Source organism: Azohydromonas lata NBRC 102462, assembly GCF_001571085.1.
Classification (GTDB): Bacteria; Pseudomonadota; Gammaproteobacteria; order Burkholderiales; family Burkholderiaceae_C; genus Azohydromonas; species Azohydromonas lata.
This window is the reverse complement of sequence record NZ_BCTC01000073.1, coordinates 1-14082: the sequence shown is the minus strand read 5'-3', so window position 1 is coordinate 14082 and position 14082 is coordinate 1. Positions and strand designations below refer to the sequence as shown.

The window sequence follows — 14082 nt, the reverse complement described above, 5'->3', positions numbered from 1 at the left end:
CTACCACCTCCCGGAAGCTCCACCGCCGCCAAAGCCGCCGCCGCCGCCGCGGAACCCGCCACCCCCACGGTACCCGCCGCCACGGTGCCCGCCGTGGCCGTACATGCCGCCATGTCCACCCATGCCGATGCCCAGCAGCGTGACGAAGAAGCCCGTCAGGCCAGCGGTGATTACGACGGCGAAAGTTCCGATCGCGAACCAGGCCACGACGCCCAGCACGCCGCCTACCGCCAATGCACCGGGCAGCCGGCCCAGCATGTGCCGCAGCACGCCGCCCAGCACCAGCGCAACGATGAACAGCACCGGCCAGATTTGTCCGAGCCCGTCGTCGCCAGGTGCCTTGCCCCGGCGCGCGGGAGGCGGTAGGGTTTCGCCGTCCAGGACGCGCACGATCTGGTCAAGGCCGGCGGCGATGCCACCGTAGAAGTCGCCCTGCCTGAAGCGCGGCGTGATGGTTTCGGCAATGATCCGCCCGGCCGTCGCGTCGTTCAACGAACCCTCGATCCCGTACCCGACCTCCACGCGCACCGTTCGGTCGTTCTTCGCGACCAGCAGCAGCGCCCCGTCGTCGACCTTGCGGCGGCCGAGCTTCCACTGCTCGACGACGCGCAGCGCAAACTGCTCGACCGCCTCCGGCCGCGTGGTCGAAACGATCAGCACCGCGATCTGCGTACCCTTGCGTTCCTCGAAAGCGCGCAGCGACTGTTCGAGCGAGGCAGTCTGCTGCGCCGTCAATGTGCCGGTGAGGTCGGTGATCCGTCCTTGCAGCGGCGGGACCGGTACCAAATCCTGGGCCACTGCGCCGAGCACCACGGCGCACAGCAGCCAGAGGACGGCGAGCCGCCGCACGACGCAGCCGGCTGTGTGGCGTGCCGTGGACATTTCACCGCGCTCCCGCGGCACCGGATGCGCCGAACTCGACCTTGGGGGGCACCGCCAGCGCTCTCTCGTCGGCCACAGTGAAGTTGGCCTTGACGCCGTAGCCGAACACCATCGCCGTCAGATTGCTCGGGAAAGAACGCACCGCCACGTTGTAGTCCTGCACCGCTTTCACGTAGCGGTCGCGCGCGACCGCGATCCGGTTCTCGGTATCCCCAAGCTGCGCGCGCAGTTCCTGGAAGCCCTGGTTGGCCTTCAGGCTAGGGTAGTTCTCGCTGACCACAAGCAGGCGCGACAACGCGCGGGACAGATCACCCTGCGCGGCCTGGAACTTGTTGAAGGCCTCGGGGTTGTTGATCAACTCCGGCGTGGCTTGGATGGACGTGGCCTTGGCCCGCGCCTCGACTACCTTGGTCAACGTCTCCTGCTCGAAGCTGGCCTCACCCTTGACGGTGGCAACGATGTTCGGGATCAGGTCAGAGCGGCGCTGGTATTGGTTCAGCACTTCGGACCAGCTGGCCTTGATCTGCTCGTCGGCCGACTGGAAGGTGTTGTAGCCACAGCCCGACAGCACGAGCGTGAGTGCGGCGAGAACCGCGGCAAGGAAGTGGCGCATGGTCAAGGCTCCTGATGATGTTGTCTGGGCAGTGAATCGGCAGGCAAGCGGGGCGGTCCTGACACAACATCCTGGGTTGCCCACCATGCAGGCCGCAGGACCAGGGTGCCCAGCGTGGCCAGCAGCGGCAGCGCGAGCCAAGCGAAGCCGAGCTGGGCCACCGTGCCGAACAGCCAGCCGGCAGCCGTGGAGCCGAGCGTCTGGCCAAAGCCTGCAGCTGCAGCCAAGCCGCCCATCGTTGCGCCGAGCTGGCGCCGGGAGACCCCGGCCGCAAGGTATGAGATCGTCGGCAGCACCAGCCCGGTGCCGGCGGCGGCGAAGCTGACGCCGACGTACATCCACGTGTCGCTGTGGTGCTGAGCCAGCATCGCCAGGCCAGCGATCGCCAGCACGAGCCCGGCCGCCATCAAGCCCCGGCCAGCGGCACGCTCGAGCAGCCCGGTGAAGAACAGCAGCGCGTTGACCCCGAGCATCACGAGGCTGCACTCGGCGAACATCAGCGAGATATCGCGCGACGACAAGGTGGGGTGCTGCTGGCCTTGCAGCACGATGCCGAGTTCGAACCCGGCCAGCACGAACATGACCGCGCCATTCAGCGCCCACAGCGCTATGGCCCGCCTGCTGTCGGCAGTGGGCGCAGGCTGGATGTCGGCGTCGAGCGCCGCGGGAGTGGTTTGCGGCAATGTGGCGGCCAGCCCCAACATCATCAACACCCCCAGCGCCGCCGACATCACGATCACAAGATTTATCGGGGCGTAGGCGCCAGCCCCGGCGCGATCGAGCACGACGGAGACTTGCGCGCCGGCTGCATTGAGCCCGGGCCCAAACAAGAAGCCCAGCAGCGACATCGCACCGAGCCAGGCAAACCGGCGCGCGCGTTGGCTCTGCGGCGTGTGCTCAGCGACAAGCGCGGGCACCACCGGCACCACGGCGGCGACGAAGAACCCTGTGGCGGCGCGCAGCGTGTAGATGCCGGCGAGCCCGACCCAGTCCGGTCTGAGCAGGGGCAGCAGGCTGGCGACGTAGCCAACCAGGCCGGCCACCAGGATGCGGCCCCGGCCCCAGCGATCCGATGCCAGGCCCCACAGCGGCGCACCGACAAGGACGCCGGCGGTGTACATGCCGCTCAGAAAGCCGACGTGCCGCGCCACGTCGGCTTGGCCATCCTCCACCATCAGGGGCGCCAGCCAGCCGGGTAGCAAGGGCATCAGCGCGCCATAGCCGACGGACACGACAAAGACGGCAGCCGCCAGCCACGCGAGCTGCCAAGCTCCCAGCCCGGCCGCCTCCGGCGGCCGGGGTCGTTCGCTGCGAGGTGGGTTCGTCATCGAGGCGTCCCGGCCGCGTTCAGGCCGCGGCTCCCTGGCGCTGGGCGGCCGTCAAGGCGCCGGCAGCGCCAGGGCGCGGGCTGCGGATGCCGGCAAGCTTGGTGCGCTTGAGCATGAGCGCATTGATGGCAACGATGGCCGAGCTGCCTGACATCGACAGTGCCGCGACTTCCGGCGAGAGCGTGAACGGATAGAACACGCCGGCAGCCAGCGGAAACGCGATCACGTTGTAGCCCACCGCCCACCAGAGGTTCTGATGCATCTTGCGCAGCGTCGCGCGCGACAGCTCGATCGCACCGACGACGTCGTAGGGGTCGCTTTTCATCAGCACGACCTGCGCGCTCTCCATCGCCACGTCGGTGCCGGCGCCAATTGCGAAGCCCACATCTGCCTGGGTCAGCGCCGGGGCGTCGTTGATACCGTCGCCAACCATGCCGACCTTGTGACCCTGGGTCTGCAGTTCCTTGATCTTCGATGCCTTTTGCCCGGGCAGGACGTCGGCCAGCACGATGTCGATCCCGAGTTCCTTGCCGATGCGCTCGGCCGTGGCCTGGTTGTCGCCGGTGATCATCGCGACCTTGACCCCACGCTCCTGCAGCTTGGCGATGGTGGCTTTGGAGGTCGGACGCACCGCATCGGCGATCGCGATGAGTCCAATGAGCCGGCCGGCGCGTGCGACGTGGACGACGGTGCGCCCGCCGCCCTGCAAGCGCGCGGCCTCGGCCGCCAGCGGGCTCAGGTCCACGCTCTCGGCCTGCATCAGCTTGCGGTTGCCCAGCAGCACGACGTCCCCGCCGATCATGGCGCGCGCACCCTGGCCGTCGATGTTGGTGAAGCCGGCTGCGGTTTCGGTGGTGGCCGAACCGGCCCGCTTGAGCACCGCCAGCGCCAGTGGGTGCTCGGAGAACTTCTCGACGGCGGCTGCAGTGGAGAGCAACTGCGCCTCGCTAACGCCAGGCGCGGGCACCATCTCGACGACATCCGGCTGTCCAAGGGTGAGCGTGCCAGTCTTGTCAAAGACGACCACCGTCAGCTTGGTCGCGTTCTCCAGCGCCGCGGCGTTCTTGAACAGAATCCCGTTCATCGCGCCAAGGCCGGTACCGACCATGATCGCCATCGGCGTGGCCAGTCCGAGGGCATCCGGGCAGGCGATGACGAAAACGGTGATCGTGAGAGTGAGGGCGAACAGCAGCGGCTGGCCTAGGAACCAGAACCACACTGCGAATGTCGCCAAGCCAACGACGATGGCCACCAATACCAGCCACTGCGAAGCCTTATCGGCGAGCAGTTGGCCGGGGGCCTTCGAGTTCTGCGCCTCCTGGACCAGCTTGACGATCTGCGCGAGCGCCGTGTCCGCGCCCACCTTGGTAGCGTGGTAGCGGAAGCTGCCGCTCTTGTTGATCGTCGCGCCGATGACCGAGTCACCAACGACCTTCTTGACCGGCATGGACTCGCCGGTCAGCATCGATTCGTCGACCTGGGACGCGCCCTCTGTGATCTTGCCGTCGACCGGGATCTTGTCGCCCGGCTTGACGATCACCGTCTCGCCGACCAGCACCTCGGACGTGGGCACCTTGGTCTCGACGCCGTTGCGCAGAACCGTTGCCATCGGGGGCGCCAGATCCATCAGCGCACGGATCGCGTCAGAGGCTCCGGCCCGCGCACGCATCTCCAGCCAGTGGCCGAGCAAGATGAAGACCAGCAGCACGGCGGCTGCCTCGTAAAAGACCTCTCCCTCGTAGAAGAAGGTCGCACCGATGCTGAAAACGTAGCCCGTACCGACCGAGAGCACCACCAAGGTCGCCATGTTGGCGACCTTGTTGCGTGCGGCGCGCCAGGCGGCGATGAAGAAGGGCCAGCCTGGGTAGGCGATGGCGCCAGTGGCGACGATGAACAGGAACAGGTTGCGGTCCAGGCCGAACGGCGTCTCGAACTTGCCGATCATCTCGCCCATCGGAGAGTAGAGGAACACCGGAATCGCGAAAAGCAGCGCGACGATGAAGCGATTGCGCATGTCATTGGCCATGTCCTGCATCGACATTCCGGGCCCGTGACCCATGTCGTGCATCATGTCGCTCATCTGGTGTTCGGCATGCACGCCATGTCCCTGACGAGGAGAAACGGGCGCTGACGTCACGGCAGTGCTGGCGGGTGCGTGTGCCGCGCTGGTGACGTGCCCGGCATGCCCAGCATGTGCTTGGTGATCGGCGTGACCGGCGTGTGCCTTTGCGTGCCCTTCGGGCGGGCAAACATGGGTCGGTACCAACTCGCCGCGGCAGTGGTACCCGCAGTCGACGATGCGCTGACGGATTTCTTCAAGCGTGATCGCCGACTCGTCATAGTGGACGGTCGCACTGCCGGCGACGTAGTTGACGGAAGCGTGGTGGACGCCGGGAAGCGTCATGAGCTGGCGCTGCACGCCGGCGGCACTCAGGCTCGAAACCATCTCGCCGACTTCAATGATGCTTGTCTTCATGGCGATCCTTCGGGTAGGTGTCAATCGGCCAAACGGCCAGCGTGGATGCAATCGAGCGCAAGCTCAAACGCAATCTCGGTTTCAGGCCGCATCTTTTTTTGCGAGCGACCATGGTCCACGGGCCGCACCCGGCGGCCTTCTCGTGCCGTCCGGGAGACGTGTGGTGGTGTATGCAGTCCATGCCAGAAGCCTTTCAGTCCAGGAGCCAGCAGCAAGCGAGTGTTGGTAGAACCATAGAGCTTCCCATCATGGGAAGGTCAAGCGACGCGCACTGCGTGCATGCGTCGCAGCCGCTGCAGGCTGCCATGCAGCAGGGCTTGGCGGGCGTGGTGGGCATGCAGTCCATCGTCATGTGTTGATCCATCCGGTGCATCGAGCGCATTGCCCCCAGGCCTTCGCCGGCCGCTGTCGCGGGTGCTGCTGCGACCGCTGCGGGTGTACCCAGGCACCTTCGGTATGGTGGGGACTCGTGATGAGGCGTACCGTGACGACGGCCGTCGCACGGGGCAAGGATGCCCAACCCACCGGGCACGGGCCGTGACGGCGTGCTCAGGCGGGCTGGCAGGTGGCAGCTCTAGATCGTGAGCCGCAGGAACGCGATGGGAATGGGCGGCGGTGCCGGCATGGCGCCGGGATCGGGGCGGGGTACGCGCGCCAGAACGAGGACGGGCAGGATCAGGCAGGACGCGGCCGTGGTCAACGCCATGCAGTCCTGCCAGGGCAGATCACCGGCGCTTGTCTTGCTCACGGCGTGCTGCTCGCCGTCACACAAGTGCTTGCATGCCTGCTGTCCGGGCCCCGCGTCGTGGCCAGTGCCATCATGGCTGTCGGCCAGGTTGCCGGCATCATGGTGATGACGGTGACTCGCCTCGCTGGCCGAATGCGCGTGCGACCGCGCGTGCTGTGCGGCCGCTTGCTGCCTCTCTTGCAGCACGCAGGCATTGGCAGCGCCGGCCATCCATCCGAACAGCATCACCCAGCACATCAGCCGGGCGATGAAGCGGTTCACGGGTGATCGGAACGCAAGACGCATTGCAGGCTGCGGATGCAAGAAGCGTTGGGACGAAATCTGATGCTAGTGCAAGTCGGCATCATCGAATTGATTCGCATCAATGTGCCGTTCGCGTTGCCGCATCGGCTGCGCAGTCGGCTCGCCAGCCGCCCCCGCTCGATTGCGTTGCCGGTGTGTGTGCGCGCTTGCTACCGCTGCAGCGGCTGGCAGCCACAGGGTCCGGCAGCGGTCGCATTGCATGCCGCGCATGTCGTTGAAGCTGTTGATCCGCGGGTGCTGAATGCCGGCTAAGTGGCTGTGCAGGGCGACATTGACCGGCAGCTTGAAAGTGTCTGTGCTGGACGTGGCACCGACGGCAGTGTTCAGCGCTTTTGAAGGTTGCGCTGGCTGAAGACCTCAGCGTCAATCGGCCGGTCGAACACCGCGTCCTTGAGAACCACCGTGGTCGAGTTGCCCGGCTTGGCGTCGGGCCGCATGTCCCAGCGGGTTGGCAGTACACGGCCTCCAACCTTGCGCACGTCGGAGAAGGCGAGCACGCGCACGCGCTCGCCGCGCTCGCTGAAGAACTCCTGCTTCAGCGGCATCGTGTCGGTGCGCCGCACCCAGTAGACGATGCGCCCCCACACCACCGCCGCTTCCGGCCGTGGTACAGCCTCGATGCGCAGCACAGCGTCGCCGTCGAGCGACACCTCCTCCAGCACGCGGTGGGTGTAGTCCTCCAGGATGGAGCTCTCCTTGACCAGATCGTCGTTGGTGAAGTCCGACCCCATCCAGGGCTGCAGCATCATCGAGGGCGGAATCTTGATGATCCGCTCCACGTTGGGCAGGTAGTTCCACATCTCGGCGCCGATGCGCAGTGAACCGATACCGGCTTCCTTGGCCGGGGAGACAATGCGCACAAAGGAGCGCCGCGGTCGGTCCATCCACACCCGCAGGCCCAGCGTGCGCTGCCAGCGTGGCGTCGAGATCGTCATCTCGTACTCACCCTGTACGGTGTCGCCCCACAACAGCTTCTCCACCTTGTCCAACACTTCGCGGGCATCCACGGGCTGCGCCTGGGCAGCGCAGGCCAGCAGCACACCCGCTGCCAGCGCCATACGGCGCCACCACGCGCTGCACGCAATGGCTCTCATGGCGGGAGCTGCTATGGCGCCGTGATATCAGAGAGCGGCCGCAGTGCCGCTTGGCCTTTGGCTGGGCCGGCCAGTAGCTCATCGAGCATGCGGCGGTCGACGACTTCCTTCTCCAGCAGTCGCTGCGCCAGCGCCTCCAGCTGGTCGCGATGGGCGTTGAGCGTGGCTGTGACGCGGCTGCGCGCTTGCTCCAGCAGCCGCCGCACCTCGTCGTCGATGGCTTCGGCCGTGCGCTCGCTGCAGTCGCGCTGCTGCGGCGTGCCCGGCACGGCCAGGAAGGCCGAGCGCGGTTGCGTCTCCCAGGTCGCCAGGCCCAGCGTCTCGCTCATGCCGTACTGTGCCACCATGTGCCGTGCCATGTCGGTGGCGCGCTGCAGGTCGTTGGCAGCACCCGTGGAGATGTCGTTGAAGACCAGCTCCTCCGCCACGCGGCCCCCCAGCAGCACGTCGAGCCGGTCCAGCAGCTCGCTGCGGCGCAGCAGGTAGCGGTCCTCGGTGGGCGACTGCTGCGTGTAGCCCAGTGCCGCGATGCCGCGCGGGATGATGGACACCTTGGCCACCCGGTCGGCGCTGGCACGGTGCTCGGCCACCAGCGCATGGCCCGCCTCGTGGTAGGCCACGAAGCGCCGCTCCTCGGGGTTCATGACGCGGTTGCGCTTCTCCAGGCCGGCGACGATGCGGTCCAGCGCCTGCTCGAAGTCGTGCATGTCCACTGCGTCCTTGCCCTGCTTGGCCGCGCGTAGCGTGGCCTCGTTGACCAAGTTCGCCAAGTCCGCGCCGGCGAAGCCCGGCGTGCGAGCGGCGATGGAGTCCAGGTCCACGCCGCTCGCGAGCTTCACGCCCTTCACGTGCACGTCCAGGATCTGGCGCCGACCCTTCATGTCGGGCTTGTCGATGGACACGTGCCTATCGAAGCGCCCCGGGCGCAGCAGCGCCGGGTCCAGGATCTCGGGCCGGTTGGTGGCGGCCATGATGATCACGCCGCGGCGGCTGGTGTCGAAGCCGTCCATCTCCACCAGCAGCTGGTTGAGCGTCTGCTCGTGCTCCTCGTGGCCGCCCGTGAGCCCCAAGCCGCGCGCCTTGCCCAGGGCGTCGAGCTCGTCGATGAACACGATGCACGGCGCCTTGGCCGCGGCCTGCTCGAAGAGGTCGCGCACGCGCGCGGCACCCACGCCCACGAACATCTCCACGAACTCCGAGCCGCTGAGCGACAGGAAGGGCACGCCGGCCTCGCCCGCCACGGCCTTGGCCAGCAGCGTCTTGCCCGTGCCCGGTGCGCCCACGATCAACACGCCCTTGGGGATCTTGCCGCCCAGGCGCTTGTAGCGCTCGGGGCTCCTGAGGAACTCCACCACCTCCATCAGCTCCTCGCGGGCCTCGTCGATGCCGGCCACGTCCTTGAAGCTCACGCCGGTCTCTTGCTGCATGTAGACCTTGGCCTTGCTCTTGCCGATGGACATCAGCCCGCCCGCGCCTCCAGCGCCTCCCATGCGCTTCATCAGCAGCCACCAGATGCCGAAGAAAACCAGTGCCGGCGCTACCCAGGACAGCAGCGTTGCGAGCCACTTGCTCTCGCGCACGCTGCCGTAGCGCACCTTGGCTGCGTCGAGGGCGGGCACCAACCCGGGATCGTCAATCAGCACCGTGGCGAAGCGATGCTCGCCGCTGCTGGCCTTGAGGCGGTCCACCTGCTCCTTGGGCAGCACCCGCTCCAGTCCCTCGGCCGCGAGGGTGCCGGTGGCCAGTCCGTCGGCGATCACGAGGTCCTGCAATTGTCCTCCCGCAACCGCTTGCTTGAACTCGCTGTAGGTGAGCGTTAGCGTGTGGCGCGTGCCGATGAAGTCCTGCAGCAGCGTGATGAGGAACAGTGCTCCGAACACGTACCAGAGCGAGAAGGTCTGTTTCTTGTCCATCGGCGGTTGCATCGTTGAGGTGGTTTGCAGTTGCGGTGAAGACTCTCTGGGGCGCCACTGCCGTCATGGCCTGAGCGGATGCAGGGGACGTCTGCTCTGGGCCAGCTGAAGGCAGACCACCACGCTCAGCACGGCGGCAAAGAAGCACCACACCGAGATGAACCACCGTGCATACAGCAGGTAGGCCACAACGGACGCGGCGAAGCCCAGGGCGCCGAAGAGCTGGACCCTGCGGTGGCTCGACAGCAGCAGGCTGCCGGTCGTGGCTGCCAGGTACAGCGCCATGACCACCGGGATGTAGAGGTGCGGGGCGTCGTACTCGATGTGCTGCCCGATGGGGCGCGCCACGATCCCCGTTGCGAACAACGTGTACAGGAGGTACAGGCCCACGGCCGCTCCGGTGGCAACCGTCCAGGCCAGGTACCGGCGCCGTGCCGGCTTCTGCTCCAGCAGCCAGACCGCGGCGGGCACGTATACCGGCCACAGCACATGCGAGAAGAAGGAATAGAGGTACGCGGCCCCGGTGTTGATTGCCTTGAGCCCGGGGTCGAAGCTCAACCAGACCACACCTTCCGTGAACTGCTGCAGCGCGAACAGCAACGGGATCGCCGCATAGGGCAGCTCCGACCGTTGTCTGGGCATGCGCAGTGTCATCGTGCCGATGCCCAGCAGGAAGGCCCCTGCAGCAAGGCTTGCGGTCGCCGAAAAGCACATCTCAAGCCTTCTCCTTGTCAAGCGCCGCCTGCGGCAGCCCGGTGCTACCTGCCGTCACCACTCCCATCGTCGCTCTCGTGTGCACGGGTGTTGAGGTAGAGCAGCAGCACACAAGCGCCCACCAGGAGATGCAGGATCCAGCCCAAGGCATGGGCGCGGTGCTCGGTGACCAGCAGGAACAGCGTGATGGCCATGAAGGCCGCAAGGATCCAGCTGGCCCATGGCCTGCGTGCCGGCTTTGATGGATTGGGTGCGTGTTGATCACTCATCGTTGTTGCCCCCTTACGGTCAGCGTTTTCCAGGGTGCGGAGAGCTTGCCGAGACCAGGAACTCGATCTCACTCGGCCGGCCCGGCAGCTTCACCAGAATCTGGAACTTGTAGGGGCCTGGTTTCACCACCGAAAACATTTGCCCGTAACTCATGAGGCCGTTCACCTGCATTGGCAGCAGGTACTTGGGAGATGCGTCAGTGATGCCGGGCTCCCTGAGTTGGGCACGCACGACTGCGTCATCGATTCGCTTGCCTGTTGAGTCCTCGAACAGCGCCACTACCAGGTGGTGAACCTGCCCCCCATCCTGGGGCGCTTGTCCGTGCAACTGCTCGAGACTGTGGCGTTCGGAGACGATGGCTGCCGGAACGACGCCCCAGTACAGCCACACGCCGTCACGCCGCTGCTGTGCCTGTGCCGCTGCAGGCGTCAAGGAGCCCAGCATGGCAAAGGCCATGAGCAGGGCGGTGATCCTTGCCGTGGCAGGAGCACGGCGGGGGACTGTGACGGGACACGCGGAGTCGGTCGACATGGCACTCTCCTGCGTCACGCTGCCACCAGAAGGAACGTGAGCTTCATGGTTCCTTGCCCTACCGGATGATCAGACGCGGCGATGCCGGTCGGTGTCGGCATTCGGCCTTCCCAGACGTGGAATGAATCTGGGCGTGCGCGCCGCGTAGCGCGTCCACTCCGCGCCAAAGGCGCGCTCTGAATCGCGCTCCTCCGTGCGGGCTAGACGCATGTACATGAAGACCAGCACCGGGAACATCCCCAGCGTCAGGATCGTGGGCCACTGCAGCAGGAAGCCGAACATGATCAACACGAAGCCCACGTACTGTGGGTGGCGCACATGGGAATACGGGCCGGTGGCGGCCAGCGTGCCACTGCGCTGGTTGGCGTACAGCACCCGCCACGCGGCCGCCAGCAGCCAGAAGCCGCCGCCGATGAAGACGGTGCTCAACACGTGGAAGGGTCCGAAGTGCGGGTTGGCGCGCCAGCCGAACATCACTTCCAGCAGGTGCCCGGCGTCATGCGAAAGGAAGTCGACGCCGGGAAAGCGCGAGCCCAGCCAGCCCGAGAGCAGGTAGATCGTCAAAGGGTAGCCGTACATCTCGGCAAACAATGCCACCAGAAAGGCCGAGAAGGCGCCAAAGGAACGCCAGTCCCGCTTGCTCTGCGGCTTGGCGAAGCTGAAGGCAAAGATGACGAAGACCAGCGAGTTGACGATCACCAGGCTCCACAAACCATACGAAGGTGTAGAGGAATGGTCCATGAGGAAGCTCCTGTCCGTGGTGTCAGCCTTATTTCGTCGTGCGAGCCGGCGAGCCGGCATTGCGAACCGAATCGGAGACACTTTCAGCGTAGGCGTCGGCACGGCGATCGGTTTGACCTGCATCAAGTGCGGGCGTGGCGGCCTGGCGGTGAAGCCCCGCATCGAATTGCTCGAAGGCTGCCTCGGCGAAGCCATCGCGCAGCACGCGCCAAGCTGCCAGACACTGTTCGATTGCGGCGCTGGTCGACCTCTCAACCTGGAACCAGGGATTCGACGTCCGAGTCAGGTCCTGGGCGCCGGCGTGCCGCAGCATTTCCGTGAACACAGGCAGCAGGGCGCTGGCTGGCGTGACGCGTTCGGACCAGACTTGGCGGCTGGTGCGCATCGGGTGCCATTGCTCCAGCAACCACGCACTTTGGCGGGTGGACCACAGCTGCATAAAAGGCGACACCATGGACGTGTAGAGACTGTCGATGTAGCCCGACAGCTCGCCGACGAGCTCAAATGCAGGTCCCGGCCGCCTGAAGGGAAGATCCTCCACTTGGCGTGGAATGAATTCGGCGTGCGGCGCACCAGATTGCAGCGCGTTGTCGGCCAGTCGCATCTCGTACAGACCAGCAGGCAATGACTGGATCGTGCCGGCATGGTGCAGTATCGCGCGGTGCTCGCGCCTGGCCACACCGGCGGAGACGAAGATGCCGAGGTGCCCGACGTCCTGGTGGACCAAGTACACGATCCGCTGTCCGGCCTCGACCAGGGCTTGCGTGGTCGGATAGACCGCCTGCAGCCAGCCCAGCGCCTGGTGCGGCGGCGTGATGTTGTCGCCATAGGAGCTGAAGATGACCAGTGGCGTGCGCACGCGTGAAAGGTCGGCGTGGCAGTGACCGTCGATTACGACCTCTCCCGACTCCAGCCGGTTGCCGATGAAGAGATCCTTCACGATGGCCAGGATTTCCTCCCGGCCCAGGAAGTAAAAACCGTTCCACCAGCGTTCGAACTCCAGAAAACGGTCGCGTTCGCCGTCAGGGTCCGCGAATAGGGTGTCGTATTTCTTCCAGACGCCTTCGGGCCGCAGCAGCTCGAAGTTCTGCACCAGCCAGGCGCCATCGAAGCGGCCTGCACCCAGGTCCGCCAGCCAGTGGGCCGACCAGACGCCACCGGTGAAGGCGCCCATGAGGCGCATCGGGTTAACGTCACGCTCGCCAGCCCAGTACGACAGCGGCGAGCCGTTGAGCACGGCCAGCCCTGCGCGGCGGTTGCAGTGTGACAGCGCCATCGTCACGGCCCAGCCGCCCTGGCAGTTGCCGTAGACGATAGGCTCTGCACCAGGATGACGCTGGGCCACCAGGTCGATGAAACGGGCCAGTGTCTCGACCACCGCACCCATCGTCTGGCCCTCAAGCGGCTCGGGGTCGAAGACGACGAAGTACACAGGATGGCCCTCGACCAGTGCCATTCCGACTTCCGAATCGCGACGGAAGCCACCAATGCCGGGGCCATGTCCGGCACGCGGATCGACGATGACCACCGGTGCGGCATCGGGGCGGACGTGCTGCTCCAGGCGGTCGGAGCCGCACTTGGTAATGCGCAGCAACCGGTAGTTGGAGGCGGGGACGCCATCGCGGCCATCGGCCACCTGCTCGGCTTCGAAGTGCAGCAGCGGTGGCATGCCGGCCGCCTCGTGCTCCCGCATCCGGGCCGCGCGCTCACGCAGCGTGTCCATGGTCGAGGCAACGCGCCAGGCCACGTCCGCCCAGTAACGGGCCCAGGCCTGCACGCCAAGGGTCGAGGGCGACCGGGCTGCTTCACCGGTGGCCTGCGAGCGGTGCGTTTCAGCGGCCATGACCGCTGCTCCCATGCGCGGCTGCACTGGCCTCGCCACCGAAGTTCGTGTCTTTCCGTGGTGCGCTGTCCATGGCCTGAACCGCGTCCATTGGCTCGGCCGTATAGCCAGCGGACTCGAACGCGCGCAGCATGGCCGGCATTTCGGCCGAGGAACCTTGGGTCACCACAGTCACGCGGCCATGCTCCAAGTCGACATGTACCTCGTTGACGCCCTGTACCCTCAGAAGGGCCCGCGTCACCGTCGCGACACACGAGCCACAGCTCATGCTGCTGACCCTGAAATCCATGATGGGCATGTCGTTGCTCCTTACGGTTGTGTGACCAGGGCCTGCCGCGTAGACCCGTTAGTGCCAGTCCTTGCGTGCCGGACTGCGCCGCGCGCTGTGCGCCACCAGCTTGGCCAGCAGTGCCGAAGCCACGCGCGCGTCCGGGCCGTCGGCGCGGCTGGTCAGCGCGATGGGCACGCGCGCGCCCAACACCACGCCGGAGCCGCTGGCGCCGGCCAGGTACTCCAGCTGCTTGGCGAGCATGTTGCCGGCCTCCAGGTCGGGCACGGCCAGGATGTCCACATTGCCCGCCACCGGCGAGGTGATGTGCTTGATCGACGCAGCATGTGCACAGACC

The 14082-nt window shown here is 66.4% G+C and carries 15 protein-coding genes; 1 reads left to right on the top strand and 14 read right to left on the bottom strand.

What is annotated here, in order from left to right; genetic code table 11:
• The 5 genes from ALA01S_RS21320 to ALA01S_RS21295 form a co-directional block, all read right to left on the bottom strand.
• On the bottom strand, positions 1-882 hold the full coding sequence (locus ALA01S_RS21320) for a TPM domain-containing protein (protein WP_066340748.1): 882 nt from the start codon (positions 880-882) through the stop codon (positions 1-3).
• Between the two features lies 1 nt (position 883).
• Positions 884-1495 carry a LemA family protein gene (locus ALA01S_RS21315; RefSeq protein ID WP_066340746.1) on the bottom strand — a complete coding sequence of 204 codons (612 nt, stop codon included), beginning with the start codon at positions 1493-1495 and terminating at the stop codon, positions 884-886.
• 2 nt (positions 1496-1497) lie between these two features.
• Positions 1498-2823: an MFS transporter gene (locus ALA01S_RS21310; protein WP_066340744.1), complete on the bottom strand. Its 1326-nt coding sequence runs from the start codon at positions 2821-2823 to the stop codon at positions 1498-1500.
• Between the two features lie 19 nt (positions 2824-2842).
• Complete coding sequence (locus tag ALA01S_RS21305; protein WP_066340742.1) at positions 2843-5299, bottom strand: heavy metal translocating P-type ATPase; 2457 nt, start codon at positions 5297-5299, stop codon at positions 2843-2845.
• Between the two features lie 574 nt (positions 5300-5873).
• Positions 5874-6308, bottom strand: a complete 435-nt coding sequence (locus ALA01S_RS21295) for a hypothetical protein (RefSeq protein WP_066340738.1) — start codon at positions 6306-6308, stop codon at positions 5874-5876.
• 36 nt (positions 6309-6344) lie between these two features.
• On the opposite strand from ALA01S_RS21295, the gene ALA01S_RS33300 reads away from it, so the two are divergent.
• Entirely contained in the window at positions 6345-6602 is a 258-nt protein-coding gene (locus tag ALA01S_RS33300) for a hypothetical protein (RefSeq protein ID WP_157119164.1), read from the top strand.
• Between the two features lie 71 nt (positions 6603-6673).
• Here ALA01S_RS33300 and ALA01S_RS21290 read toward each other — a convergent pair whose 3' ends face one another.
• From ALA01S_RS21290 to ALA01S_RS21255, 9 genes are all read right to left on the bottom strand, one after another.
• A complete protein-coding gene (locus ALA01S_RS21290) occupies positions 6674-7444 on the bottom strand; it encodes an outer membrane lipoprotein-sorting protein (RefSeq protein WP_066340736.1) in 771 nt (256 codons plus the stop codon).
• 11 nt (positions 7445-7455) lie between these two features.
• A complete protein-coding gene (gene ftsH, locus ALA01S_RS21285) occupies positions 7456-9369 on the bottom strand; it encodes an ATP-dependent zinc metalloprotease FtsH (RefSeq protein ID WP_084267794.1) in 1914 nt (637 codons plus the stop codon).
• A gap of 51 nt (positions 9370-9420) precedes the next feature.
• Positions 9421-10071, bottom strand: coding sequence for a DUF6629 family protein (locus ALA01S_RS21280; protein WP_066340730.1), 651 nt, complete (start codon positions 10069-10071; stop codon positions 9421-9423).
• 44 nt (positions 10072-10115) lie between these two features.
• A complete protein-coding gene (locus ALA01S_RS32085; protein ID WP_084267793.1) occupies positions 10116-10340 on the bottom strand; it encodes a DUF2933 domain-containing protein in 225 nt (74 codons plus the stop codon).
• Between the two features lie 19 nt (positions 10341-10359).
• On the bottom strand, positions 10360-10872 hold the full coding sequence (locus ALA01S_RS21275) for a hypothetical protein (protein WP_238455882.1): 513 nt from the start codon (positions 10870-10872) through the stop codon (positions 10360-10362).
• 69 nt (positions 10873-10941) lie between these two features.
• Positions 10942-11613 (bottom strand): methyltransferase family protein, encoded by a 672-nt coding sequence (locus tag ALA01S_RS21270; protein WP_066340727.1) that lies wholly within the window; start codon positions 11611-11613, stop codon positions 10942-10944.
• A gap of 28 nt (positions 11614-11641) precedes the next feature.
• A complete protein-coding gene (locus ALA01S_RS21265; protein WP_084267792.1) occupies positions 11642-13456 on the bottom strand; it encodes a DUF3141 domain-containing protein in 1815 nt (604 codons plus the stop codon).
• Positions 13446-13754, bottom strand: a complete 309-nt coding sequence (locus ALA01S_RS21260) for a heavy-metal-associated domain-containing protein (RefSeq protein ID WP_066340725.1) — start codon at positions 13752-13754, stop codon at positions 13446-13448. Before ALA01S_RS21260 ends, ALA01S_RS21265 begins: the two co-directional genes overlap by 11 nt.
• Before the next feature lie 48 nt (positions 13755-13802).
• Positions 13803-14082, bottom strand: a 280-nt coding sequence (locus ALA01S_RS21255; protein WP_259375535.1) for a phosphate acyltransferase, incomplete at its 5' end; no start/stop codon positions are given.